Annotated in this window: 21 protein-coding genes; 9 read left to right on the plus strand and 12 right to left on the minus strand. The window is 67.3% G+C overall.

What is annotated here, in order from left to right:
- The first annotated feature begins 82 nt into the window (after positions 1-82).
- Entirely contained in the window at positions 83-1639 is a 1557-nt protein-coding gene (locus AC4JJG_RS17510; protein WP_495401853.1) for a helix-turn-helix domain-containing protein, read from the plus strand.
- 28 nt (positions 1640-1667) lie between these two features.
- Here the strand turns inward: AC4JJG_RS17510 and AC4JJG_RS17515 are convergent, their stop codons facing one another.
- Both AC4JJG_RS17515 and AC4JJG_RS17520 read right to left on the minus strand, forming a co-directional pair.
- Positions 1668-2111: a VOC family protein gene (locus AC4JJG_RS17515; RefSeq protein ID WP_495401746.1), complete on the minus strand. Its 444-nt coding sequence runs from the start codon at positions 2109-2111 to the stop codon at positions 1668-1670.
- 89 nt (positions 2112-2200) lie between these two features.
- A complete protein-coding gene (locus AC4JJG_RS17520; protein ID WP_495401747.1) occupies positions 2201-2635 on the minus strand; it encodes a helix-turn-helix domain-containing protein in 435 nt (144 codons plus the stop codon).
- Between the two features lie 178 nt (positions 2636-2813).
- Between AC4JJG_RS17520 and AC4JJG_RS17525 the strand changes: the two genes are divergently transcribed.
- Together AC4JJG_RS17525 and AC4JJG_RS17530 are read left to right on the plus strand one after the other, a co-directional pair.
- Complete coding sequence (locus AC4JJG_RS17525) at positions 2814-4310, plus strand: aldehyde dehydrogenase family protein (protein ID WP_495401748.1); 1497 nt, start codon at positions 2814-2816, stop codon at positions 4308-4310.
- A 27-nt stretch (positions 4311-4337) separates the two neighbouring features.
- A complete protein-coding gene (locus tag AC4JJG_RS17530; protein WP_495401749.1) occupies positions 4338-5456 on the plus strand; it encodes an NDMA-dependent alcohol dehydrogenase in 1119 nt (372 codons plus the stop codon).
- Positions 5457-5518: 62 nt separating this feature from the next.
- Here AC4JJG_RS17530 and AC4JJG_RS17535 read toward each other — a convergent pair whose 3' ends face one another.
- Positions 5519-6061 carry a dihydrofolate reductase family protein gene (locus tag AC4JJG_RS17535; protein WP_495401750.1) on the minus strand — a complete coding sequence of 181 codons (543 nt, stop codon included), beginning with the start codon at positions 6059-6061 and terminating at the stop codon, positions 5519-5521.
- 344 nt (positions 6062-6405) lie between these two features.
- Here AC4JJG_RS17535 and AC4JJG_RS17540 point away from each other — a divergent pair, with 344 nt between their 5' ends.
- Positions 6406-7662 (plus strand): HNH endonuclease, encoded by a 1257-nt coding sequence (locus tag AC4JJG_RS17540; RefSeq protein ID WP_495401751.1) that lies wholly within the window; start codon positions 6406-6408, stop codon positions 7660-7662.
- 81 nt (positions 7663-7743) lie between these two features.
- On the opposite strand, the gene AC4JJG_RS17545 is transcribed toward AC4JJG_RS17540, so the two are convergent.
- The 9 genes from AC4JJG_RS17545 to AC4JJG_RS17585 all read right to left on the minus strand — a co-directional run bounded on the left by AC4JJG_RS17545 (position 7744) and on the right by AC4JJG_RS17585 (position 18768).
- Positions 7744-8370, minus strand: a complete 627-nt coding sequence (locus AC4JJG_RS17545; protein WP_495401752.1) for a TetR family transcriptional regulator — start codon at positions 8368-8370, stop codon at positions 7744-7746.
- A complete protein-coding gene (locus AC4JJG_RS17550) occupies positions 8367-9164 on the minus strand; it encodes an enoyl-CoA hydratase family protein (protein ID WP_495401753.1) in 798 nt (265 codons plus the stop codon). The genes AC4JJG_RS17545 and AC4JJG_RS17550 overlap by 4 nt, the downstream gene beginning before the upstream one ends.
- 48 nt (positions 9165-9212) lie before the next feature.
- A complete protein-coding gene (locus tag AC4JJG_RS17555; RefSeq protein ID WP_495401754.1) occupies positions 9213-10385 on the minus strand; it encodes an acyl-CoA dehydrogenase family protein in 1173 nt (390 codons plus the stop codon).
- Positions 10386-10417: 32 nt separating this feature from the next.
- On the minus strand, positions 10418-12430 hold the full coding sequence (locus tag AC4JJG_RS17560) for an acetyl/propionyl/methylcrotonyl-CoA carboxylase subunit alpha (RefSeq protein WP_495401755.1): 2013 nt from the start codon (positions 12428-12430) through the stop codon (positions 10418-10420).
- A gap of 7 nt (positions 12431-12437) precedes the next feature.
- Positions 12438-14036: an acyl-CoA carboxylase subunit beta gene (locus AC4JJG_RS17565; RefSeq protein WP_495401756.1), complete on the minus strand. Its 1599-nt coding sequence runs from the start codon at positions 14034-14036 to the stop codon at positions 12438-12440.
- A complete protein-coding gene (locus AC4JJG_RS17570; RefSeq protein ID WP_495401757.1) occupies positions 14033-15193 on the minus strand; it encodes an acyl-CoA dehydrogenase family protein in 1161 nt (386 codons plus the stop codon). The genes AC4JJG_RS17565 and AC4JJG_RS17570 overlap by 4 nt, the downstream gene beginning before the upstream one ends.
- Before the next feature lie 36 nt (positions 15194-15229).
- Positions 15230-16948 (minus strand): acyclic terpene utilization AtuA family protein, encoded by a 1719-nt coding sequence (locus AC4JJG_RS17575; protein WP_495401758.1) that lies wholly within the window; start codon positions 16946-16948, stop codon positions 15230-15232.
- Entirely contained in the window at positions 16945-17766 is an 822-nt protein-coding gene (locus AC4JJG_RS17580) for a TIGR03084 family metal-binding protein (protein ID WP_495401759.1), read from the minus strand. The genes AC4JJG_RS17575 and AC4JJG_RS17580 overlap by 4 nt, the downstream gene beginning before the upstream one ends.
- A gap of 93 nt (positions 17767-17859) precedes the next feature.
- Positions 17860-18768, minus strand: coding sequence for a hotdog domain-containing protein (locus tag AC4JJG_RS17585; protein WP_495401760.1), 909 nt, complete (start codon positions 18766-18768; stop codon positions 17860-17862).
- Positions 18769-18971: 203 nt separating this feature from the next.
- On the opposite strand from AC4JJG_RS17585, the gene AC4JJG_RS17590 reads away from it, so the two are divergent.
- The 5 genes from AC4JJG_RS17590 to AC4JJG_RS17610 all read left to right on the plus strand — a co-directional run bounded on the left by AC4JJG_RS17590 (position 18972) and on the right by AC4JJG_RS17610 (position 24295).
- Positions 18972-19451, plus strand: a complete 480-nt coding sequence (locus AC4JJG_RS17590; protein ID WP_495401761.1) for a hypothetical protein — start codon at positions 18972-18974, stop codon at positions 19449-19451.
- 96 nt (positions 19452-19547) lie between these two features.
- A complete protein-coding gene (gene fadD1, locus AC4JJG_RS17595; protein WP_495401762.1) occupies positions 19548-21122 on the plus strand; it encodes a fatty-acid--CoA ligase FadD1 in 1575 nt (524 codons plus the stop codon).
- Positions 21119-22216, plus strand: coding sequence for a TIGR03857 family LLM class F420-dependent oxidoreductase (locus tag AC4JJG_RS17600; RefSeq protein ID WP_495401763.1), 1098 nt, complete (start codon positions 21119-21121; stop codon positions 22214-22216). Before fadD1 ends, AC4JJG_RS17600 begins: the two co-directional genes overlap by 4 nt.
- Before the next feature lie 10 nt (positions 22217-22226).
- A complete protein-coding gene (locus AC4JJG_RS17605; RefSeq protein WP_495401764.1) occupies positions 22227-23279 on the plus strand; it encodes a phosphotransferase family protein in 1053 nt (350 codons plus the stop codon).
- 5 nt (positions 23280-23284) lie between these two features.
- The gene (locus AC4JJG_RS17610) at positions 23285-24295 is read left to right on the plus strand and encodes an NAD-dependent epimerase/dehydratase family protein (RefSeq protein ID WP_495401855.1); all 1011 of its coding nucleotides are present in this window, start codon (positions 23285-23287) and stop codon (positions 24293-24295) included.
- Positions 24296-24301 lie beyond the last annotated feature (6 nt).

Below are 24301 nucleotides of genomic sequence, written 5' to 3' on the forward strand. Positions count from 1 at the left end.
CGGTGATCTGTGCCACAGTGGAGGGGTGCCCGAGGTTCACCCACGTCGCCCCGTCATCGCACAGTCGTGGCGGCGCTCCGCGATGTCCGGACTCGCCCCCGACGATCGGCCGTCACCCGTCATCGCCGATCTCGCGTCCGCGGATCCGCTGCTCGACGCCGCCCGGCCGGTGTTGCGGACGGCCGGGGACGAGATCGCCGACACCGGTACCGCATTGCTGCTCGTCGACCACGACTGCCGCCTCGTGTCACGGGTCTTCTCCGGCGTCGCCGTCGAACGCACCCTCGACGGACTCGGGGCGGCACAGGGCGCGACGTTCGCCGAGGACACCATGGGCACCACCGCCCTCGGCACTCCGGCCGAGGTGCGCGGCGGAATCACCATCAATGGCGAGGAACACTATCTCGATCAGTTCAAATCGCTGAGCTGCTACGGACAGTCGATCATCCACCCGGCGACCCGGCGACTGGTCGGCATCATCTGCATGACCGAGGTCGGTCCGCGGTCGAATCCGCTGTCCGCACCGTTCGTCAACGGGCTCGTCGCGGGCATCCAGGATCGTCTGCTCGATCGATCACGCGCCGATCAGCGAGCACTGATGGATGCGTTCGGTCGCGCCGCACCACGCCGCGACATCGCGGTCGCCGCGATCGGCGACGACCTCCAACTGACCAACGCGCTCGCCGCGGACCTGCTCGGTCCCGCCGACTTCGGGACGTTGCGGCTGCTGGCCGCCGAGTCGTCCGACACCGACACCCTGGTCCTGACGCTGGGGTCGGGTCGCACCGTCGAGGTCGTCGTGGAACGGATCTCCGGGATCTCGCACGCCGCGCTCTTCCGGCTCCGGCCGACCGCCCATGCGACCGTCCATCAGATCCCCGCGGCACCCCGGCCTCCGCGCACGTCGCGGACCGTCGTCGTGACGGGCGATCCGGGCACCGGACGATCCACCGCGGCGGTCGCCGAGGCGGGCGACCATGTCCTCGTCGATGTCGCGGCCTCGGTCGTCGCGGCACGACGCGTCGATCTCACCGCGGCCGTCGGCCGCGCTCGCGAACTCGGCCGCACCCTCCTCGTCGACGACGCCGATCTGCTCGATGAATCCTCGATCGCCCTGTTACACAAGATCGCAACTCATCCCGACGGTGATGCGCCCGCACTGCTGATCGTCACCGGACCGGCCGCCGCCGCGCGCCCGTCGGTTCACGCGCTGATCGCGGTGTGCCGGGACCGGCTGGATCTCGCGCCGTTGCGGCAGCGCCCCGCCGACATCGTCTCGGTCGCCCAGCGCATGCTCGACGACGGCGATTCCGGGATGAGTATCGGTGCCGCGGCCGCCGATGCCCTCGCCTCCGCGGAGTGGCCGGGCAACCTGACGGAACTGCGCGTGGTGATCGATCAGGCCGCGGCGGCGGCGCGGGATCGCGCGTCACGCCGGGTCGACCTCGACGATCTACCGGCCCGCTACCGCACCACGAGCCGCGCGGCCCGGTTGGCCGGCCTCGAACAGGCCGAGCGCCAGGCGATCATCGACGCACTCGACACCGCGGGGCACAACAAGGTGCACGCCGCCAAGGCACTCGGCATCAGCCGCACCACCCTGTACTCGCGCATACGCGCGCTGGGTATTCGCAGCTGACGCCGGGCGGGTGCGTCGCGCGGAGAGGTCAGCCCATGTCCACGCCGTCGAAGTCCTCCGGCGTGTAGTCGCGGTGCTCGACGAGGACCATCCAGTTACCGGAGTTGTCCCTCATCAACGCCTCGACACCGTAGGGACGCTCCTCCGGCGCCTGCAGGAATTCGACGCCTTTCGCCTTCAGTTCCTCGTAGGTGGCCCGGCAATCGTCCACGGCGAGACCGAGTCCCGGCAGTCCTCCCTCCCGCTGGGCGCGTTGCATGGCGGCGATGAGGTCGTCGGACAGCGGCTTACTCGGAGTGGTGAGATGCACCTGGATCTCCGGCTGAGAGGGATGAGCGACGGTGCACCACCGGAAGTCCTCCCCCAGCGTCAGATCGTCCTTCGGCTCGAATCCGAGTACGTCGGTATAGAACGCGAGCGACTCGTCGATATCGGACACCCACACGGACACCAATGAAATATTTGTGATCATGGGTCGAAACTAGCGAGGCGCAACGGATCTCGCTTCTCCTCGATTGCGACATCACTCCGGCTCCACTACGTCACTCCGGCTCTGCCACGTCACTCCGGCTCGACGTACCGTTCGGCGAGCCCCGCCATGAAGAGGTGGCAGCCGGGGATGCGCGGCGCACCGTCGGCGTATCGGCCGCGGAACCGCGTGGGCGATTCGCCGACCAGCTCCCGGAACCTGCTGCTGAATGACCCGAGGCTGGAGTAGCCCACGGCCACACAGATTTCCGTGACCGTGAGATTGGTTGCGCGGAGAAGATCCTGGGCACGTTCGATACGTCTGCGGGACAAGTGCTCGGCCGGCGACATCCCGTAGGTGGCGATGAACAGCCGCTGGAAGTGATATTTGCTGATCCCGGCGACGGCTGCGAGCTGCGCCAGGTCGAGCGGCTTCTCGAAATGGGCGTCCGCGTGATCCCGCGCCCGCCTCAGATGAACGAGCGTCTCATCGTGCGCGACGACACCCCGTCCGGCGCTGCTCCCCATCCCGATATCGTCCGCGACCTGCCGGTCTGCCGCAAGCGCGACGCCACACGCGGCCGAGTGTTCAGTTTCTGAACACTCCGCACCCCCGGACACATGGCACAAATGACATAGGTCACAGACGTGACCCGGATCACCGCGCCCCCGCGCCGACGAGCCCACGCCCTCCCAGGAGGTTCTCATGACCGCTGTCGCCACCGAACTCTTGCCCCGTGTCCGGGACTTCATCTCCACCGACCGCCCGATGCTGATCGGGGGTGAATGGGTGCAGGCGGCCTCCGGACGAACCTTCGAGACGATCGACCCGGCCACCGGGCGACCGATCACCTCCGTCGCGTACGGCGACGCGACCGACATCGACCGTGCGGTGCGCGCCGCCCGCAAGGCCTTCGACGACGGTCCCTGGACGCGCATGAAAGCGAATGAGCGCGAACGGCTCATCTGGCGCGTCGGCGATCTGCTCACCGAGCGGGCAGCCGACTTCGGTCAGCTCGAGGCGCTCGACAACGGCAAGGCAGCCACCATCGCCACCGCCGTCGACACCGCGTGGTCGGCCGACATCTTCCGCTACAACGCCGGGCTGGCCACCAAGATCACCGGCAGCACCGTCAATGTGTCCATGCCGTTCGTCCCCGACGGGCAGTTCCACGCGTACACGCTCCGCCAGCCCGTCGGCGTGTGCGGACTCATCGTGCCCTGGAATTTCCCGCTGCTGATGGCGGCGTTCAAGCTGGCGCCGGCGCTGGCCGCGGGCAACACGGTGATTCTCAAGCCCGCCGAGCAGACACCGCTCACCGCGCTGATGCTCGGTGAGATCTTCGAGGAAGCGGGCTTCCCGCCCGGTGTCGTCAACATCGTCACCGGATTCGGCGATGCGGGTGCCGCTCTCTCCGCACACGACGACGTCGACAAGATCGCGTTCACCGGATCGACCGAGGTCGGCAAGAAGATCGTCGACTCCGCCAAGGGCAACCTGAAGAAGGTGTCGCTGGAGCTGGGCGGCAAGAGCCCCAACATCGTGTTCGCCGACGCCGATTTCGAGAAGGCCGTCGCGGGATCGGTGGCCGCCTGGATGTTCAATCACGGACAGTGCTGCGTCGCCGGTACCCGGCTGTACGTCGAGCGCCCGATCTTCGACGACTTCACCGCGGCGGTCGCCGAGGCGGCGTCGCAGGCAAAAATCGGTCCGGGGCTCGATCCCGCCACCGAACTCGGCCCACTGGTGAGCCAGGAACAGTTCGACCGGGTGTCCGGCTACCTGTCCGCGGGCCTCGCCGACGGCGCGCGGGCACTCACCGGCGGAAAGCGTTGGGGCGATGAGGGTTTCTTCATCGAGCCGACCGTCTTCGTCGACGTGGAACCGGACTTCTCGATCGTCCGCGAAGAGATCTTCGGACCGGTCGTCGCGGCGATGCCGTTCGACGCCGAGACCGGTGTCACGGCCGCGGCCAACGACTCCATCTACGGTCTGGCCGCCGGCATCTGGACCACGGATCTGTCCAAGGCCCACAAGACCGCCCGCGACCTGAAGGCGGGTTCGGTGTGGGTCAATCAATACAACGGCTTCGACACCGCGATGCCCTTCGGCGGTTTCAAGCAATCCGGGTGGGGCCGTGAACTCGGCAGCGCCGCAATCGATCTGTACACCGAGACCAAGGCCGTCAACATCGCTCTCTGAGCACCCACCCCCGATAGGAGCACACATATGTCGATCACCACCAAGGCCGCCGTCCTCACCGGACCCGGCAAGGAATTCGAGATCATCGAACTCGAACTCGACGAGCCCCGCGAGGGCGAGGTCCTCATCAAGTACACCGCGGCCGGATTGTGTCATTCCGACCTGCACCTCACCGACGGCGATCTGCCGCCGCGCTATCCGATCGTCGGCGGCCACGAGGGCTCCGGCATCATCGAGGCCGTCGGCCCCGGCGTCACCAAGGTCAAGCCCGGCGACCACGTCGTCTGCAGCTTCATCCCCAACTGCGGCATCTGCCGCTACTGTTCGACCGGCCGACAGAACCTGTGTGACATGGGTGCGACCATCCTCGAGGGGTCGATGCCCGACGGCACGTTCCGGTTCCACGCCGACGGACAGGACTTCGGCGCGATGTGCATGCTCGGCACCTTCTCCGAGCGCGCCACCATCAGTCAGCACTCGGTTGTCAAGGTCGACGACTGGCTTCCCCTGGAGACCGCGGTCCTCGTCGGCTGCGGCGTACCGTCCGGCTGGGGCACCGCTGTCAACGCCGGCAACCTGCGCGCCGGTGACACCGCGGTCATCTACGGCATCGGCGGCCTCGGCATCAACGCCGTACAAGGTGCCGTGTCGGCGGGGTGCAAGTACGTGGTGGTCGTCGATCCGGTCGAGATGAAGCGCGATGCGGCACTCAAGATGGGTGCGACGCATGCGTTCGCCACCGCCGAGGAGGCCGCGACGAAGGTCAACGAGCTGACCTGGGGCCAGGGCGCCGATGCCGCACTCATCCTCATCGGCACCGTCGACGCCGAGACCGTTGCGTCCGCCACCGCGGTGATCGGCAAGGGCGGCACGGTGGTCATCACCGGGTTGGCCGACCCGACCAAGCTCACGGTGCAGGTGTCGGGCACCGATCTCACCCTGAATCAGAAGACGATCAAGGGTTCGCTGTTCGGATCGATGAACCCGCAGTACGACATCGTCAAACTGCTGCGACTCTATGATGCGGGTGAACTCAAGCTCGACGAGCTCATCACCAAGCAGTACACCCTCGATCAGGTCAATGACGGCTACCAGGATCTTCGCGACGGCAAGAACATTCGTGGCGTGATCATTCACGACAGCTGATCCTCGACACTCACGGCCGCCCTCCATTGCTCCCCTTCTGGAGGGCGGCCGGTCCGTGCGATCTAGTCGTTCAGCGCGTAGGTGAGGACCGCGTTCCCCTTCGGGGTCACCGTCGAGTCGACCAGCTTCAGCCTCGTGATGGGCACCGACTCGTCGAAGAGTCGACGACCCTCGCCGATGGCCGGGTGTGTGGTCAGGGTCAGGGTGTCGATCACGCCGGCCAGGAAGAGGCTGCGTACCGTCTCGACACCGCCCGCCACGGTGATGTCACCGTCAGTGCCGTTGTCGCGCAACGCCTTCACATAGTCGATGGGGTCACCGTCGATGGCCACGCTGTTCCAGTCCAGTTCGCCGCTGCGCGTCGACGACACCACATGCTTGCGCACCGGATTGATGAACTGGCCGAATTCGTCGTCGCTGGTCGGCCAGTACTCCGACCACTCCTCCCAGAGCTTGCGACCGATGATGACGTCGGTGACGCCACCGATCGTGGCATCCATCATCTCGCCCTCCTCCGGGCCGAAGCTGTCGAACTGCCAGAGGTGCGGGGACTCGACGACCCCGTTGATCGAATTGAACAGGTGTGCGACGACCTTGCGTGCCATGATGGCGCCTTTCTCCTTATGTGCTGGACAACAAGTACGACTCACCGCCGCGGTGAAACTCATCGCTGACGGGGAGTGTGCAGGTGGACGTCATCAGATCGCAGTTGCATCTCGTTTTCTCGATCCTGCTGTGTCCCACGGTAGCCCGGGGGTCCGACAAACCCGTTCGGCCCTGCGCTCCGCCCGGTTCTGTCATACCGCCGCGGTATGGTGAAACCAGGCAGGATCAGACGATGGAAGTCGCACCGCATCAACCGTATTGACCACCGTCATACGAGTGACGCGGGCCGGAACGATGACGAACGCCTTGTTGCACCGAGCACCGTTCACCGACCGGAGATGCCATGTCCACCGTCACCACACTCGAATCGATCATCGACCACCTCCACGCCCTGGATCCCGCATCCGACGTCACCCCGAGCGAATCCTCCTCGTTTCCCGATCTCACCGCGATGCTCCGCTCTATCGCCCTGGCCCGCAACCTCATCGAGCATCACGCGACAACTGTGATCGGTCACATCGACCGCCACGGTATGGCACGGCAACACGGCATGGCCACGCGGGAGCTGGTGATCTCTCTCGGATTCGCTCCCGCCGTTGCGAATCGCTTGATCCGAATCGCGACCGCCGATCTTCCCGCCCTACGCGATCATGCCCGCGATGGCGCTGTCAGCTCCGAGCACGCCGATGCCATCGGCCGCGGAATGTCGCACCTCGCCCACAGATCGGCGGAACCGATGGACGAGTCCGTGCGTCTCAATCACATGACAAACCTTCTCGCCCAACATTTCTCCGGAGCCACCCCGGCCGAGATCACCACTCATGCGCGTGTTCTGGGCAACCGGCACGCGGCCGATACCGGCGGTCTGCCCGCCGCCGAGGACCGCAACCTCAACGCGCTGAACCACACCATCACGACCGACGGCCGGCTGCAGGTGCGCGCCGATCTCGACATCGAAGTCGGCGAAAAGCTCACTGCGGCCATCGAATCACTATCCGCACCACGTGCGGAACCGGATGGTTCCGCTGACGTCCGATCAGTTGATCGACGCCGGGCCGACGCCCTCGAGGCCGTGCTGGACATCGCTGCGCGTGCCACCGACGTCGCGGCGAGCCCACCACGCACCCAGGTACTTCTGACGGTCCCGGCCGACACACCGGACCTGGCTTCCCTGCAGTTCATGGGGTCGGTGACCGCAGCCACGTTGCAGGCACTCACCTGCGACTCCTCCGTGGCGATGATGATCGTCGATGATGAGCGGGTACCCATCGACATCGGCCGCGACAAGAGGTTGTTCCCCGCTCACCTGCGCCGGGCCCTCTACGTCCGCGACGGAGGCTGCATCAAATGCGGGGCGCCTGCCCATCGCACTCACGCCCACCACATCGTCCACTGGGCGGAAGGAGGTGATACACGCCTGTCGAATGGATGTTTGCTCTGCCCCGCCTGCCACGCCGACATCCACCACAACGGTTGGGATGTCACCATCGGTTTCGACGGCCATCCCTGGCTCATCCCGCCCGCGACGGTCGACTCCAGGCGTCGGCCACGGCCCGCCTATAACCGGCGCACGCTTACCGCCGACACCGTCGCAGCCTGACGCCCGCCAGGGTTCTGTTCGCGTTCCTTGACAATTCCACAGTGTGTGAGACCGGTGCGGCTCCGGCCCACGCGACCGAGATCAGTCGCGACCACCCGAATCCAGTGCTGCGGTCATCAATTCGGTCCACGTCGCCACGACCTGGGCACGTCGTTTGGAATCGTCCGACAAGGTGTCGGCGAGACCGAGACCGCGCGCGAGGTCGAGCGTGACCTGGGCGATGCGATGCGCATCCGGGTTGGTGCCGTTCGGGTCGAGCGCCTGGACCGCCATCCGGTGAGCAGCGCGGGCGAACTTCGCCTCCATGGGCAGGATGAGTTCACGCAAGGCCGGATCCGACGCGGCCGCCGCCCACACCTGAAGGGCTGCCTTGAACTCGGTACCGGTATAGACCGCGACCGCACGTTCGATGGTCGCGGCGACCCGATCACCCTCACCGGGTTGCTCCGCGATCCTCGCCGAGACCGTCATGTCCTCGAAGATCTGCTCCAGGACTGCCGTGATCAGGGCCTCGCGCGTGGGAAAGTGGTGCTGCGCAGCGCCTCTGGATACACCCGCGCGCTCGGCAACCGCTGCCACGGTGGCCGCCGCCCAGCCGTCCTTGGCAAGGGCCTCGATCGCCGACGCCAGCAGCCGGTCCCGGGTCATACGGGACCGTTCCTGCTGCGGCTCCCGGGTGACGCCCGTCTTGCGCGTGCTCGCCGTCACCGCGAATCCTCGGTCAGGTCCCAGGCGGGGCGTCGCCTCGACAAGAAGGCCGTCATGCCTTCGCGAGCCTCGTCGGTACCGAACAGGGCCGCCGATTCGGCTGCGCGGCGAGTGGCGAGCTCATCGAAGGAGGACAGCAGGCTTGTGGTTGTGAGTTCCTTGGACGCCGCGAGCCCCTGCGGCGAGGCCCGGCGGATGCCGTGCAGCACCGTGTCCACGGCGTCGGCGAGGTCCTCGGACGACTCGAAAGCCTGTGTCACCAGGCCGATCTCGACGGCGGTTGCCGGATCGAAGGTTTCGCCCGTCAGGAAGTACCGTCCCGCCGCACGGGCGGTCATCGTGGGTACCAGCACCAGCGAGATCACCGACGGTGCCAGGCCGAGCCGCGCCTCGGTGAGCGCGAAGGTGCACGACGGCCCGGAGAGCACGATGTCGGCGGCTCCGATCAGACCGAACCCGCCCGCGCGTACATGTCCGTCGATGCGTGCGATGACCGGTTTCGGCATCTCGATGATGGTGCGCATCAATTCGATCATCGAGCCGGTGCCCTGGGCCGAGGCGTCCTCGACGGACATCCCCGACGCCAGGGCCTCGCTGAGATCCGCACCGGCACAGAAGGTACCGCCGGAATGGGTGAGCACCACGGCGCGCACGTCGGGATCGTCGGCGGCCGAGCGCAACCCGCCGAGCAGCTGCTCGACGAGTGTGCGGCCCAGCGCGTTCCGGTTCTTCGGCGAGTCCAGCTCGATGGTCGCCACCCCGGCGTCGACGGTGACGTGGACGAGTTCGGTCATCTTCTACCTCACTGGCTCTCGGACCTCGGACGGTGCTGTCTGCGCGACTCAGTAGGACTTGGGCAGGCCGAGGCTGGTCTGGGCCACGAAGTTCAGGATCATCTCGCGGCTGACCGGTGCGATGCGGGCGATCCGGGCGAGGCTGAGCATCGGTGCCAGGCCGTACTCGGTGGTCAGACCGTTGCCACCCATCGAATGCACCGCCTGGTCGACGATCTTGACCGCGGCCTCGGCACCCGCGTACTTGGCCATGTTGGCGGGCTCCGCGGCGCCCCAGTCGTCTCCGGCGTCGTACAGGCTGGCGGCCTTCTGCATCATCAACTTCGCCATCTCCATCTGCACCTTGCCCTCCGCGAGCGGGTGCGCGATCGCCTGGTGCGCGCCGATCGGGGTTTTCCAGACGGTCCGCTCGTTGACGTAGGCGACCGCCTTGTCCAGAGCGAAGCGCGCCATGCCGACGGCGGATGCGGCAGCCATGATGCGCTCGGGATTCAGGCCGGCGAACAACTGGCTGAGGGCGGCATCCTCGGAGCCGACGAGAGCATCGGCAGGCAGTCGCACGTCATCGAGGAAGAGCTGGAACTGCTTCTCCGGGTTCTGCAGTTCCATGTCGATCATCGTGTACTCGAAGCCGGGTGCGTCGGTCGGCACGATGAACAGCGCGGGCTTCAGCTTGCCGGTCTTCGCGTCCTCGGTCCGGGCAACGATGAGCACGGCCTGCGCCTGATCGACACCCGAGATGTAGACCTTCTGTCCGCTGAGCAGCCACTCGTCGCCGTCCCGGCGAGCGGTCGTGGTGATCTGGTGCGAGTTGGACCCGGCATCGGGTTCGGTGATGCCGAAGGCCATGGTGATCGTTCCGTCGGCGAGACCCGGGATCCAGCGTTCCTTCTGTTCGTCGGTGCCGAACCGCGCGATGATGTTGCCGCAGATGGCCGGCGACACCACGAGCATCAGGAGTCCGGTTCCCGCGGCGGCGATCTCCTCCATCACGATCGCCAGTTCGTACATGCCCGCGCCACCGCCGCCGTACTCCTCCGGCAGGTTCACACCGATGAATCCGAGTTTGCCCGCCTCGGACCACATTTCGTCGGTCTTACGGCCTTCGCGAGCGCAGTCCGCGAAGTACTTCTGTCCGTACTTCCCGGCAAAAGCCGCCACGGCGGCCCGCAGATCGGCGCGTTCCTGGGTTTCCACAAATGGATTGACGGTATCGGTCATATCGGTTCACCTCGTAGTCGGTTGAGAATTGGTCATTCGGATTCGGCGGCGTCGTCGTCCGCGGTGATCACCGCGAGGACATCGCCGACGGAAAGCTGTTGTCCCGGTTGGACGGCGAGGGTCGCCACCACCCCGTCGGCCGGGGCTGCGATGGTGTGTTCCATCTTCATGGCCTCCAGCCACAGCAGCGGCTGGCCCGCACTGACCCGGTCCCCCTCGGTCACCGCGACCCGGATCACCGCTCCCGGCATCGGTGCCAACAGCGATCCGGGGCGCTGCACCGAGGCGGGATCGACGAACCGGGGGACACGTCGCAGGGCGACCGACGTGCCCGGCCCGTCGACGAACACCTCGTCGCCGTGCCGGGAGACCGACAGCGTGGTGCGAACACCGTTCTCTTCGAGCGTCACACTGCCGGGCTCGACGTCCACGACGGTGAGTGTGGGATCGTCGGCCACGTCGAATCCGTTGCGGCCAAGGCGATAACGGATGTCGATCTCATCTCCCGCGCCACCGTTCCCGACGAACCTGCGCGTCAGATAACCGGACGGCAGATTGCGCCACCCGCCCGGCAGACCCGCCTGAACGCGTGCTCCGCGGCGTGTGTGAGCGGCGTCCGCCAGCGCCGCGGCGACTGCCGCCGCACGCGTTTCCCTCTCCCCTGCGAGAGGGGCGGCCAGTTCGCCGAGTCCGATCGAGTCGATGAAAGCGGTATCGGTCTCGCCGGACAGGAAGACCGGGTGTCGCAGGGTCCGCACCAGCATGTCGCGGTTGGTCGTCGGACCGTGGATGTGCGCGTCGGCCAATGACCGGGCGAGCATCGCGGCGGCGCGCGTCCGGTCCGGCGCCCACGCGATCACCTTGGCGAGCATGGGGTCGTAGAACGTGGAGATCTCGCTGCCGTCCTCGATACCGGAATCCACCCGGATGCCGGGACGATCCAGCAGACCGAACGAGACGTCCTCGTCGAGATCGATGGCATGCACGGTGCCGGACTGCGGCTGCCAGTCGGCGGCAGGATCCTCCGCATAGAGGCGGACTTCGATCGCGTGCCCCTGCGCTTGCGGCTCGGTCACGTCGAGGTGGTCGCCCATGGCAACGCGCAGCTGCCAGGCAACGAGATCCTCGCCGGTGGTCAGCTCGGTGACCGGATGCTCCACCTGGAGACGGGTATTCGTCTCCAGGAAGTAGAAGCGGCCGGAGTCGTCGGCCAGGAACTCGACGGTTCCGGCCCCGGTGTAGCCGATGGCGCCCACCGCAGTGCGAGCGGCGGCGTACAGGCGCTCACGCAGATCGCCGCCCAGACGCTCGACGAGTGGCGCGGGCGCTTCCTCGACGACCTTCTGGTGGCGGCGCTGAATGGAGCATTCGCGTTCGCCGACGGCCCAGATCGCACCGTGCCGATCGGCCATCACCTGCACCTCGATGTGGTGTCCGCGTTCCACATAGGGCTCGCAGAACACCGTGGCATCACCGAACGCCGATTCCGCCTCGCGACGCGCACCGGTCACCGCGTCGTCGAGTTCGTCGAGCGTCCGCACGATGCGCATACCGCGTCCACCACCACCGGCGGAGGCCTTGATGAGCAGCGGCAGGTCGTCGGCGGTGACCGCCGCCGGATCGATGTCGCCGAGGACGGGGACACCGGCGTCGGCCATGAGTTCCTTGGCGTTGACCTTGGAGCCCATCGCGGTGATCGCGGACGGCGGCGGCCCGATCCAGGTCAGACCGGCATCGATCACGGCCTGCGCGAATTCGGCGTTCTCCGAGAGGAATCCGTAGCCGGGGTGAATGGCGTCGGCACCCGCCGCACGGGCCGCCTCGATGATGGAGTCACCGCGCAGATAGGTTTCCGCGGAGGTCGATCCGGGCAATCGGACGGCCGCGTCGGCCATCCGGACGTGCGGCGCGTGCTGGTCGGGATCGGAGAACACGGCGACGGTGCGCATGCCCATCGCGCGGGCCGTGGTGAACACACGGCAGGCGATCTCGCCGCGGTTGGCGACGAGAACCGATGTGACAGGTGTGGGGGTTGCAGTGGTCATATCCGCCTCACATCCGGAAGACGCCGTAGTTGGTGGTGCCCTCGACCGGACCGCTGTGAATGGCCGACAGACACAGCCCGAGAACCGTTCTGGTGTCGCGCGGATCGATGACGCCGTCGTCGTAGAGCATCCCCGAGAGGAATGCCGGCACCGACTCGGCCTCGATCTGCGCCTCGATCATCTGTTTCATCCCGGCATCGGCTTCCTCGTCCACGGTGCCGCCGCGCGCTTCGGTGGCGGCACGCGACACCAGCGAGATGACACCGGCGAGCTGCGCGGCACCCATCACCGCCGACTTGGCGCTGGGCCAGGCGAACAGGAAGCGCGGGTCGTAGGCGCGGCCACACATTCCGTAGTGCCCGGCACCGTAGCTCGCGCCGACGAGCACCGAGATGTGCGGCACCGTCGAGTTGGATACCGCGTTGATCATCATCGAGCCGTGTTTGATGATGCCGTTCTGCTCGTACTCCTTGCCGACCATGTAGCCGGTGGTGTTGTGCAGGAACAACAGTGGCGTGTCGCTGCGGTTGGCCAGCTGGATGAACTGGGTGGCCTTCTGCGATTCCTCACTGAACAGGACGCCCTGCGCGTTAGCCAGGATGCCGATCGGATAACCGTGGATACGGGCCCATCCGGTGCAGAGCGAACTGCCGTACTCGGGTTTGAACTCGTCGAAATCGCTGTCGTCGACGATCCGGGCGATCACATCACGCGGGTTGAACGGGATCTTCAGATCGGAGGGCACGATGCCGAGGAGTTCTTCGGAGTCGTACCGGGGTTCGAGAACCTCGGCGACCGGTCCGGGACCCTTTTTGCGCCAGTTCAATCGGGACACGATGCGGCGACCCAACCGGATGGCGTCCTGCTCGTCGGCGGCGTAGTAGTCGGCGAGACCGGACTGGCGTGCGTGCATCTGTGCGCCGCCGAGCGACTCGTCGTCGCTCTCCTCGCCGGTCGCCATCTTGACCAGTGGCGGACCACCGAGGAAGACCTTGGACTGATTCTCGATCATCACGACGTGATCGCTCATGCCCGGGACATACGCGCCGCCCGCGGTGGAGTTGCCGAAGACCAGTGCGACGGTGGGGATTCCGGCGGCCGACAGTCGGGTCAGATCCCGGAACATGCGGCCGCCCGGGATGAAGACCTCTTTCTGGGTCGGCAGGTCGGCGCCTCCGGACTCCACCAGCGAGACCACCGGCAGCCGGTTCTGCAGGGCGATGTCGTTGCAGCGCAAGATCTTCCGCAGGGTCCACGGATTGGAGGTGCCGCCCTTGACGGTGGGATCGTTGGCGACGATCAGGCATTCGACGCCCTCGATGACGCCGATACCGGTGACAACGGACGCGCCGACCTGGAAGTTCGACCCGTACGCGGCGAGCGGGCACAGCTCGAGGAACGCGGAGTCCTCGTCGATGATGAGTTCGATGCGTTCGCGGGCGGTCATCTTGCCGCGCTTGCGATGCCGTTCGACGTACTTCTCGCCGCCGCCGGCGAGCGCCTTGTCGAATTCGGTCTGTAGTTCGGCGAGTTTGGTGGTCATCGCCTCGGCGGCCGCGGTGTAGTCGGCGCCCGCCGGGTCGATGGTGGAGCGGATCGTGGTCATGCCTGGTACCCCAATCGCTTGGCGGCCAGTCCCGTGAGGATCTCGGTGGTGCCGCCGCCGATACCGAGGATGCGCATGTCGCGGTACTGGCGCTCCACCTCGGTGCCGGTCATGTAGCCGAGACCACCGAAGAGCTGAACGGCCTTGTTGGCCACCCATTCACCGGTCTCGACGGCGGTGTTCTTGGCGAAGCAGACCTCGGCGATCAAGTCGTCACCGGAGGTGAGACGGCGCTCGACGAGTGCGCGGGTGTAGGTGCGCGCGATGTCGATACGACGAGCCATCTCGGTGACGGTGTCCTGCACCGACTGCCGGGCGATCAGCGGCTTGCCGAAGGTCTCGCGGTCGCGCGCCCAGGCGAGGGTGAGGTCGAGGCAGCGTTGCGCGCTGCCGTAGGCCTGCACGGCGAGGCCGACGCGTTCGGTGACGAAGGCCGCGGCGATCTGCGCGAATCCCGAGTTTTCCGGGCCGACCAGGTTGGTGACCGGTACGCGCGCGTCGGCGAAGGACAGCTCCGCGGTATCCGAACTGCGCCAGCCCATTTTGTCGAGGCGGCGGGTGACGGTGAAACCGGGTGTGTCCTTCTCGATGACGAGCAGGGAGACACCGGACGCGCCGCTTCCCCCGGTGCGTACCGCGGTGACCACGAAGTCCGCGCGGACCGCCGAGGTGATGTAGGTCTTCGAACCGTTGACGACGAATTCGTCGCCGTCGCGGACCGCGGTGGTGCGCAGATGTCCGACGTCGCTGCCACCGCCGGGTTCGGTGATCGCGAGGCTGCCGATCTTCTCCCCGGCCAGTGTCGGGCGCACCCAGCGGTCGATCTGGTCGGGGTCTCCGGCGCCGATGAGATGCGGCAGCGCGATGCCGTGGGTGAAGAGCGACGCGAACACGCCACCCGCGCCGCCCGCGTAGTGGAATTCCTCGCCCATGATGGTGCTGTCGATCAGGTCACCGCCGGAACCGCCGATGTCCTCCGGGATACCGAGTCCGAACAGGCCGAGGTCGGCGGCCTGCTTGTGCAGTTCACGGGGCAGCAGACCGTCGCGTTCCCAGTCGTCCTGATCCGGCAGCACGTGCCGGTCGACGAATCCACGGACCGTCGAACGCAATTCGGTGCGCTCCGGCGAATCCCATACGGAACTGATGATCGGCACTGAAGGTCTCCTGTCGGTCGAGTCTGGCGAGGGTGGTCAGGCGGGCAGGTAGGACGTGGGGATCGGGAGATGACGCGATCGCAGCCACTCCCCCATCCCCTTGGCCTGCGGGTCGAAGCGGACGTTCTCGGCGACCCCACGGCCGAGGACGCCCTCGATGACGAAGTTGACGGCCGAGAGATTCGGCAGGCGGTGTCGCCGCACCGTCAGGTCCGCCACCTCGGGAAGGAGTTCCTTGAGCAGTGCGACGTCGAGAGTGGCGTCAAGCCAGTCGAAATGCTCCGGATTCCGCACCCACACACCGATATTCGCGCTACCGCCCTTGTCGCCGCTCCGGGCACCCGCGATGGCGCCGAGAGGCGCGGAGGTCGTCGGCCCCCAGTCACCGGTGGACGTCGAGGGTTCGTCGGTGGCGTCGACGGGCACCTCGGTGCGCAGCGGGCTGGGCTCGACGGATTCGACGACGCCGGTCTGCAACGCGACACGGTGATCCACGGCGGTGGCATCGACATACCCGGGCTCGAAGACCCCGTAGGGCGTTCCGTTCCCGGGGGGCGCGGTCATGGTGAAGCCGGGATACGAGGCGAGCGCCAATTCGACTGCGGCTGAGGAGAAGGCACGCCCGACGACCGCCGGATCGGGATCGCGGACCACGCATCGCAGCAGCGCACTCGCCTGCTCCTCGGTGACGGCGTCGGGGCGGTCGAGCCGGGAGAGATCCCAGGTCATCTCGGCGGGCTCGGTACGGAGCGCCTCGGTGAACTGGCGCCGGAAGAGGTCTGCCTTCTCCTCGATGTCGAGTCCGGTCAGGATCAGCGTGATCTCGTTGCGCGTGCCCGCCAGATGGTTGAGCGAGACCTTGGTCGTCGCGGGCGGCGCCTCGCCGCGGACGCCGGAGATGGCGACCCGGTCGGTGCCGTCCTGTGTGAGCTCGATGGTGTCGAGCCGGGTGGTCACGTCGGGGCCGAGATAGCGCGGTCCGCCGACCTCGTACAGCAACTGCGCGGTCACCGTGCCGACGGTCACCGCGCCGCCGGTGCCGTCGTGCTTGGTGATGACGCTCGACCCGTCGGAGGCGACTTCGGCGATCGGGAAGCCGAGGTGACCCATCTGCGGGAGTTCGGTGAAGAACGAATAGTTGCCGCCGGTCGCCTGGGCGCCGCATTCGATGACATGTCCGGCGACGACCGCACCGGCGAGGGCGTCGAGATCGTCGTAGTCCCAGTCGAAAGCGCTCGCCGCGGGACCGACGGTGAGCGATGCGTCGGTGACACGTCCGGTGACCACGATCTCTGCTCCGGCGTCGAGGGCGCGTTTGATGCCGAAGCCACCGAGGTAGGCGTTCGCGGTGAGCGGGGTGCCGAGTCCGAGTTCGGCGGCGCGGTCAACGAGGTCGTCGCCGTGTACGAAGGCCACGTCGGCGGCGACGCCGAGCTTGTCGGCGAGTTCACGCAGGGCGACGGCGAGACCGTGCGGATTGAGGCCACCGGCGTTGGTGACGATTCTGACGCCCTTGTCCATCGCCAGTCCGAGCGTGTCCTCCATCTGACGCAGGAAGGTCTTGGCGTAGCCCAGCTTCGGGTCCTTCATGCGGTCGCGCCCGAGGATGAGCATGGTGAGCTCGGCCAGATAGTCGCCGGTGAGGTAATCGAGTTCGCCACCCTCGAGCATCTCGCGAACGGCCGCGAACCGGTCCCCGTAGAAGCCGGACGCGTTGCCGATACGGATGATCCGGCCGGTGTCGGCGGTGGTCATGCGGTTCCTTTCGCGCCCTGCTGATCGGCGGACTCGGTGGCACTCGGACGGCCGGATCCGGGTGGGCCGGCGAAACATTGGGCGATGGCCGACCATGCGCGGGCGTCGTCGCCGACGAATTCGAGCACGAGATCGGAGACCGCACGACGCTGGGTGACGAGCTCACAGAAGTCGAGCGCGGGCCCGCGCACGATGTCGGTGGCGTCGTCGGGGCCCCACGTCCACACCTCACCGGACGGCGCGGTGATCTCGAACCGGAACGGCGCCGCGGGTGGCGTCAGCCCGTTCACCATGTAGGCGAAATCCCTTGTGCGGACTCCGATGTGGACGACGCCACGGATGCGGTCGGTGGGCTCGAGGGTGACGCCGAGGGCATCGGCGACGTCCAGGCCGTGCGCCCACGTCTCCATCAGGCGCGCGGTCGCCATGGAGGCCGCGGACATAGGAGGTCCGAACCACGGGATCTTGGTGCCGTCCGGGACCGCGCGCAATGCCTCCCCCAGCCGTGCGCGGGCGGCCCGCCAGTCCTCGAGGATGCGGGCGGGCGGCAATTGCGCCCCCGCCTCGGCCGCCTCGTCGACGAACGTCGCGGCGCGCGGCGCCGCCTCGGCGGCCATGCGGCCGAACTCCGCCGGGTCGGTGCACGCCAGGGCCGCGACGCCGTCCGTCCAGGACAGGTGCGCGATCTGATGCGCGACGGTCCATCCGGCCGCAGGCGTGGGCGTAGCCCATCCCGCGTCGTCCAGACCGGCGACGAGATCGTCGAGTTCTGCTGACTGCGCTTCGAGGTCGCCGACGACCCCATCCACGATCGACATGCCGCCCAGGGTCACACACGACGCCAGAAAAAGCAATCACGCATGATTGTTTTTAACCGGGACGCCTGCCGGCCACCCCGTCGTCACCGGCCGTCAGTCGTAATACGTATCCGCAGAAGCGCTGCTGAGCACCGCCCCCTCCGCGGAGCGCATGGTCGCGCGGAACGACCCGATCCGACGGCCCACCTTCACCGGCTCGACCTCGACGACCACGTCGTCGCCGTTCACCGCGGGCGAGCGCAGGAAGGCGATCGCGAGATCGCCGAGCCGATGCCCGGCGCGTGAACCGTCCGGACGTGGCGCCGCGTTGGCGACACCGGCCAGCGCGCACGCCTGCGCGGTGATCGCGGCGATCACTCCCCCGTGCATGGTGCCGAAGAAGTTCGCCATCCACGGCACCGTCCGTGCGGAGAACCGCACGGCCACACCAAGCGGATGGTCGACCAGTTCGACCCGCCCGTTGAGCATGTCGGTGAGCGGCCCCGCGTCGAGGGAGCCGTCCACGATGCGGTCGACGATGGTACGAGCGTCCAGGTCGTCGGGAAGCGGGGCTGGCACGGTGACGTCGGGCAGGTCGACGAGACCGGTGCGTCCCGCCGACGGCGCACGGGTGGCGCTGCGTCCCACGGCCACGCTGCGCGCGGTGCCGGTGCAGAAGAGCCGGCCGTCGGCGGCCCGCAGATCGACACGCGTCGTCGCGTAATCCCCCTCGTGCATCAGCAATTCCGCGGTGCCGGTGACAAGTTCGTCGACGGATACGTCGCCCTGGAACGCCATGGACAGTCGCGCCTGCACACAGGGCGAACCGTCCGGCCCGTAACGGAAGAAGGGCAGCCCGCCGAGATGATCGAAGAGGACGGTGAGCGCCGGCAGGTCGATTCGACCGCGATGGTCCGTCAGACCCGCGAAGATCTGCTGATCGGCCGTGATGATGCCGGGACCGGCCTCGGCGACGTTGAAGATGCCGAAGGCCGCGGCAGGATCGGCAGGTACGTGAGCCATGCATTACGTAGTATCAGCCGACCCGCGTTTCGGACGAATCGACCACGGGCGGCTATTCTGGGGAATCGTCTCGGACGCACGGCAATGCGTGTCACAGCACGGATTCATAACAGTGCGATTCGAGACCTTCACGTACGGCACTCGTTCGGCGACGCTGGACACTTCGAGACCGTGCACCGAACAGATCGAGAAGGGGACTCTTGATGTCTGACCGACGGACCACCATCGCGCGCCGCACCACCGCGGGCGCCCTCCTGGCCGCAGCCGGAATCGCCGGCGCGCTCGTCGCCGCGCCCGCCCATGCCGCTCCCGCCAAGAATCTGGCCGTCAGCCAGGTCCCCAACGCAGGCATCACCGTCACGAGCAGCGGCCTGCACGGCGGCTTCACCGCGACGCTCGCCGCGGCTGCGGTCGGCACCGACGCCACCCAGCTCACCGTTCGCTCGCTGCCGGCCAACGCCTGCCAGACCAACCTCAAGGACGCGCGGGTCGCGGTGACCTACAAGAACGATCGCACCGGCAAGACCGGCAACACCGTCTTCCCGGTGTGCACCGCGGGCAAGCGGTCGGCCGGCGCCACGGTGTCCACCGGCACCGGACGGATCGGCTTCACCACGTCGATCATCAGCAAGAGCAAGAGCACCTTCACGGTGAGCCCGGGTCGCGGCAACTTCGTGCGCTGATCAGTCTGCGACCAGCAGCAACTCGTCCCGGGATGTCCGAATAGACATTTTTGGATAACTGTCCACACGCGGCTCTCACTCGTTTTACAGTGAGTCGTGGCCGACACCGTGACGCAGTTGCTGCAGGAACGCGCGAACGACGACAACCGCGCAATTGCCCATGAGGGTCGTGAGTGGAGCTGGCGGGAGTACGTCGCCGAGGCCGGGAGAACCGCAGCAGCGGTCCTGAACCTCGCCGACGACTCCCGCCCTCTGCATATCGGGGTCCTTCTCGGCAACACCCCGGACATGCTCATCGCACTGGCCGCGGGCGCGCTGGGCGGTTACGTCACCGTCGGCGTCAACAACACGCGCCGAGGCGAGGGGCTGGCCGCCGACATCCTGCGCGCCGACTGCCAGATCCTGCTGACCGACGCCGACCACCGTCCTCTGCTCGATGACGTCGATCTCCCCGGTGTCACGGTGCTGGACGTCTCGTCACCGGAGTGGGCGGAACTCATCGGCGGCTCCGGCGAGTTGACACCGGCCACCGTCCCCACCGCGGCCGACACGTTCATGCTGATCTTCACGTCCGGCACCAGCGGGAACCCCAAGCCGGTTCAGTTCGCGCACATGATGATTCCGTTCGCGGGTCCGGCGCTGGTGAATCGGTACGACATCGGGCCGGAAGACGTCTGCTATCTGTCCATGCCACTGTTCCACTCGGCCGCACTGATGGGCGGCTACTGCGTGGCCCTGTGCAGCGGCGCCGCGATGGTGCCCGCCAAGTTCTCCGCGTCCACGTTCCTCGACGACATCCGGCGTTACGGCGCCACCTACATGAACTATGTCGGCAAACCGCTCGCCTATATCCTCGCCACCGAGGAGAAGTCGGACGACTCCGACAACCCGTTGCGGGTCGCCTTCGGCAACGAGGCCACCGACCGGGACATCGACGAGTTCTCCCGCCGTTTCGACTGCACGGTGTGGGACGGCTTCGGCTCGACCGAGCTCGCGATCATCATCACGCGCGAACCCGGCACCCCGAACGGCTCCATCGGCAAAGGGTTTCCCACTGTGGCCGTCTACAACCCGGAGACCCTCACCGAATGCGAACGCGCCGAGTTCGACGGGAACGGCGCGCTCACCAACGCCGACAAGGCCATCGGCGAGCTGGTCAACGTCGAGGGCGCGGGCATGTTCATGGGCTACTACAACGACGCGTCGGCGACGAACGAACGACTGCGGGACGGCATGTACTGGTCCGGTGATCTCGCCTACAAGGACGCCGACGACTGGATCTATCTGGCCGGCCGCACCGGAGACTGGATGCGGGTGGACGGCGAGAATCTGGCCGCCGGGCCCATCGAACGAATCCTGTTGCGTATCCCCGAGATCAACCGGGTCGCGGTGTACGCGGTGCCCGACGAACACGTCGGTGACGCCGTCATGGCAGCGGTCGTGCTGCAGGATGACGCCGATCTGACACCGGCGGCGTTCGCCGAAGCCCTGGCCGCACAGCCGGATCTCTCCCCCAAGGCGTGGCCGCGCTTCGTCCGCGTCGCAGGCGATCTGCCGACGACGGCAACGAACAAGATCCTCAAACGCAGCCTCAAGGAGGAGGGCGCGACGGCCGGCGACGGCATCCTGTGGACGCGCGACGCCCGTTCCACCGAGTACCGGCGCGCATGACCGGGAGCCGCGCGCTGCTCCCGGAACTCGGGTACTACGCATTGTCGCGCCATCCGGTGACGCCCGCAGAACTGGCGGCAGAGGCACGGATCGCCGACGACGCGGGATTCGGCGCCGCATTCGTGTCCGAGCGATTCAACGTGAAAGATGCCGCCGTTCTCTGCGGTGCACTGGCGGCGGCATCCGAGCGCATGGGAATCGCCACCGCCGCAACCAATCACCACACGCGGCATCCGATCGTCACCGCGACGATGGGCGCCACACTCGCCGAACTCTCCGGTGGACGCTTCGCCCTCGGACTGGGGCGCGGCATCACTCCGCAATGGCAGATCCTCGGGCTGCCCACCGTCACCGGCGCACAACTCGAGGACATGAGCGCGCTGCTTCGGCGACTGTGGTCGGGCGAGATGGTCGTCGGACATGACGGCCCGATCGGCTCCTACCCTCTGCTCACTCTCGGTGTGAACCTGGCTGCGCCGCCGCCCATCATGCTGGTCACGATGAGTCCCCGCACCCTCGAATTGGCCGGACGTATCGCCGACGGCGTTGTCCTGCACACCTTTCTGGACGATCGGGCCACCGCGGAGGCGGTCGCCACGGTCCGTACGGCAGCGGAGAAGGCCGGGCGCGAGCCGGCATCGGTACGGATCTGGTCGGTGCTGGCCACCGTGCCCGACGGCCTGGCACCCGTCGACCGGCTCCGGCGCCTGTACGGCCGACTGGCCACCTACCTGCAGGGCTATCCGGATGTCCTGATGCGCGCGAACCGCTGGGCGACCGCCGATCTCCACGCGGTCCGCGAAACGACCGCCTTCACCGGCGCGCGTGGACCGATCGACGCGACGGGAACGGCCGAGGAGTTCGCCGAACTCGCCGAGGTGATCCCGGCGGCCTGGGTCGCCGACAGCGCGACGGGATCTCCGGAGCAGTGCGCCGCGGCGATCGTCCGGCAGTTCGACCTGGGCGTGGACTCGGTGATCCTGCACGGCGCTACGCCCACAGAATTGCTGCCCGTTGTCGATGCCTACCGGACTATCCGCCCGGATCTGCCTCTGCTCCCGGCGAATCCGGGGCTGACGACCGGGCCGTCGTAGAGAGGTCCTGATGACCACATCCACACTCCCCACCGACCCCGCGGGGCTCACCCCCGCCTTTGTGACCGCACTTCTCGGGAATGCGGGACACGACGTCGAGGTCACCTCCGTCGAGTACGAGTCCGTCGGGTCGGGTCAGATGGCCGGATCGTTCCGGTTGCACCTCGACTACTCCGGCACCACCCGCCTGCCGTCGACCATGGTCGCGAAACTGGCCGTCGGCGAGCAGGCGCAACGCGAATTCGCCGCCGGGGTGTTCCGCAACGAGGTGCTGTTCTATCAGCAGCTGGCCGCCGGTCTGGGAGTGCCGGTGCCGCGCTGCCATGCCTCCGCGATCTCCGGCGACCACACCGAATTCGTTCTCCTACTGGATGATCTGGCGCCGGCCGTGCAGGGCGATCAGATCGCGGGATGCACCCCGGAGCAGGCGCGGGCGGTGGCCGTCGCCGCTGCCGGACTGCACGGGCCACGCTGGGACGACCCGTCCCTGCTGGATGTGCCGGGCATGGCGTTGCCCACCCATCACGATCGGGTGCTCATGGATTCGGTCGCCGGACCGATGGCCGACGCCTTCCGGTCGCGATTCGATCTGTCCGGTCCCGCGGCAGCGACGATCCGGTGGATGGAACGAACATCCGGGACATGGCTGGAGACTCCGCCGTCGCATGTCGCCCTCATCCACGGCGACCTCCGCATCGACAACGTGTTGTTCGCGCCGGACGGGACGGTGACGGTCATCGACTGGCAGACCATCACCCCGGGACATCCGATGCGCGACATCGCATTTCTGCTCGCCACCAGTGTGTCGACGGAGGATCGTCGCCGCGACGAACGAGCGATCGTCGGCGCCTACCTGGATGCACTGGTCGACCAGGGCGTGACGGGGTACTCGTTCGACGACTGCTGGCGTGACTACATCGATTCTCTGATCCAGGCGCCGATGATCATCGTGTTCGGTTGCGCCGCCGCCATGCCCACCGACCGTGGAGACCTGATGTTCACGACGATGCTCGATCGTACGGCCGCCGCGGTGGCCGATCTGTGTCCGGAGGTACTGACATGACATCGATGCGGGCACTGGTGATCGGTGCGTCGGGATTCCTCGGTTCGCATGTGGTCCGGCAGTTGGTCGCCGACGGGCACGACGTCCGAATCCTGGTGCGGGAGAGCAGCGACACCCGCGCCATCGATGACCTCGGGGTGGACCGGATCGTCGGTGAGCTGACGGACACGGAGGTCGTGGCCGCCGCGATGGCCGGTCGCGACGTAGTGTTCTACTGCGCGGTCGACACTCGTGCGTGGCTGCGGGATCCGGCACCGCTCTACCGGACCAACGTGGAGTTGCTGCGCGGCGTCCTGGACGTTGCCGTGAGCGCCGGGCTCACCAGGTTCGTCTTCACCAGCAGCCTCGCGACGATCGGCCGGGTGCGTGGCCGCAGTGCCACCGAGGACGATGCGTTCAACTGGGCCGACAAAGCACCGGAGTACGTGAAATCGCGTGTTGCCGCGGAAGATCTCGTCCTGGAGTATGCCCGCGACCGGGACCTTCCCGCCGTCGCGATGTGTGTGGCGAACACCTACGGCGCCAACGATTGGCAACCCACCCCGCACGGCGCGTTCGTCGCCGGTGCCGCGTTGGGCAAGTTGCCGTTCACGGTTCGTGGGTGCCGCGCCGAGTGTGTCGGCATCGAGGACGCTGCCCGCGCGCTGATTCTCGCCGCCGACCGCGGCAGGCCTGGTGAGCGGTACATCGTGTCGGAGCGCTTCATCGACCTGGGCGAGATCATCGATATCGCCGCTCGCACCGGCGGCCGGCGTACGCCGCGTCTCGTTCTGCACCGGCCGTCGCTCTACGTGGTGGGCGCTATCGGCTCGGTGCTGGCGACGCTGACCGGGAAGTCACGCCAGTTGACCTTCACCTCGGTCCGGTTGATGCACATCATGTCGCCGATGGATCATCGCAAGGCCGAACGCGACCTCGGCTGGCATCCCACACCCGTCACCGACGCCATTGCCGCCGGCGCGCGCTTCTGGGTGAATCGTCGCCGGTCGCGGAACTCGACCGCCGGCAGTACGTAGCGCAGA

Source organism: Gordonia sp. B8661-1 (genome assembly GCF_059427765.1).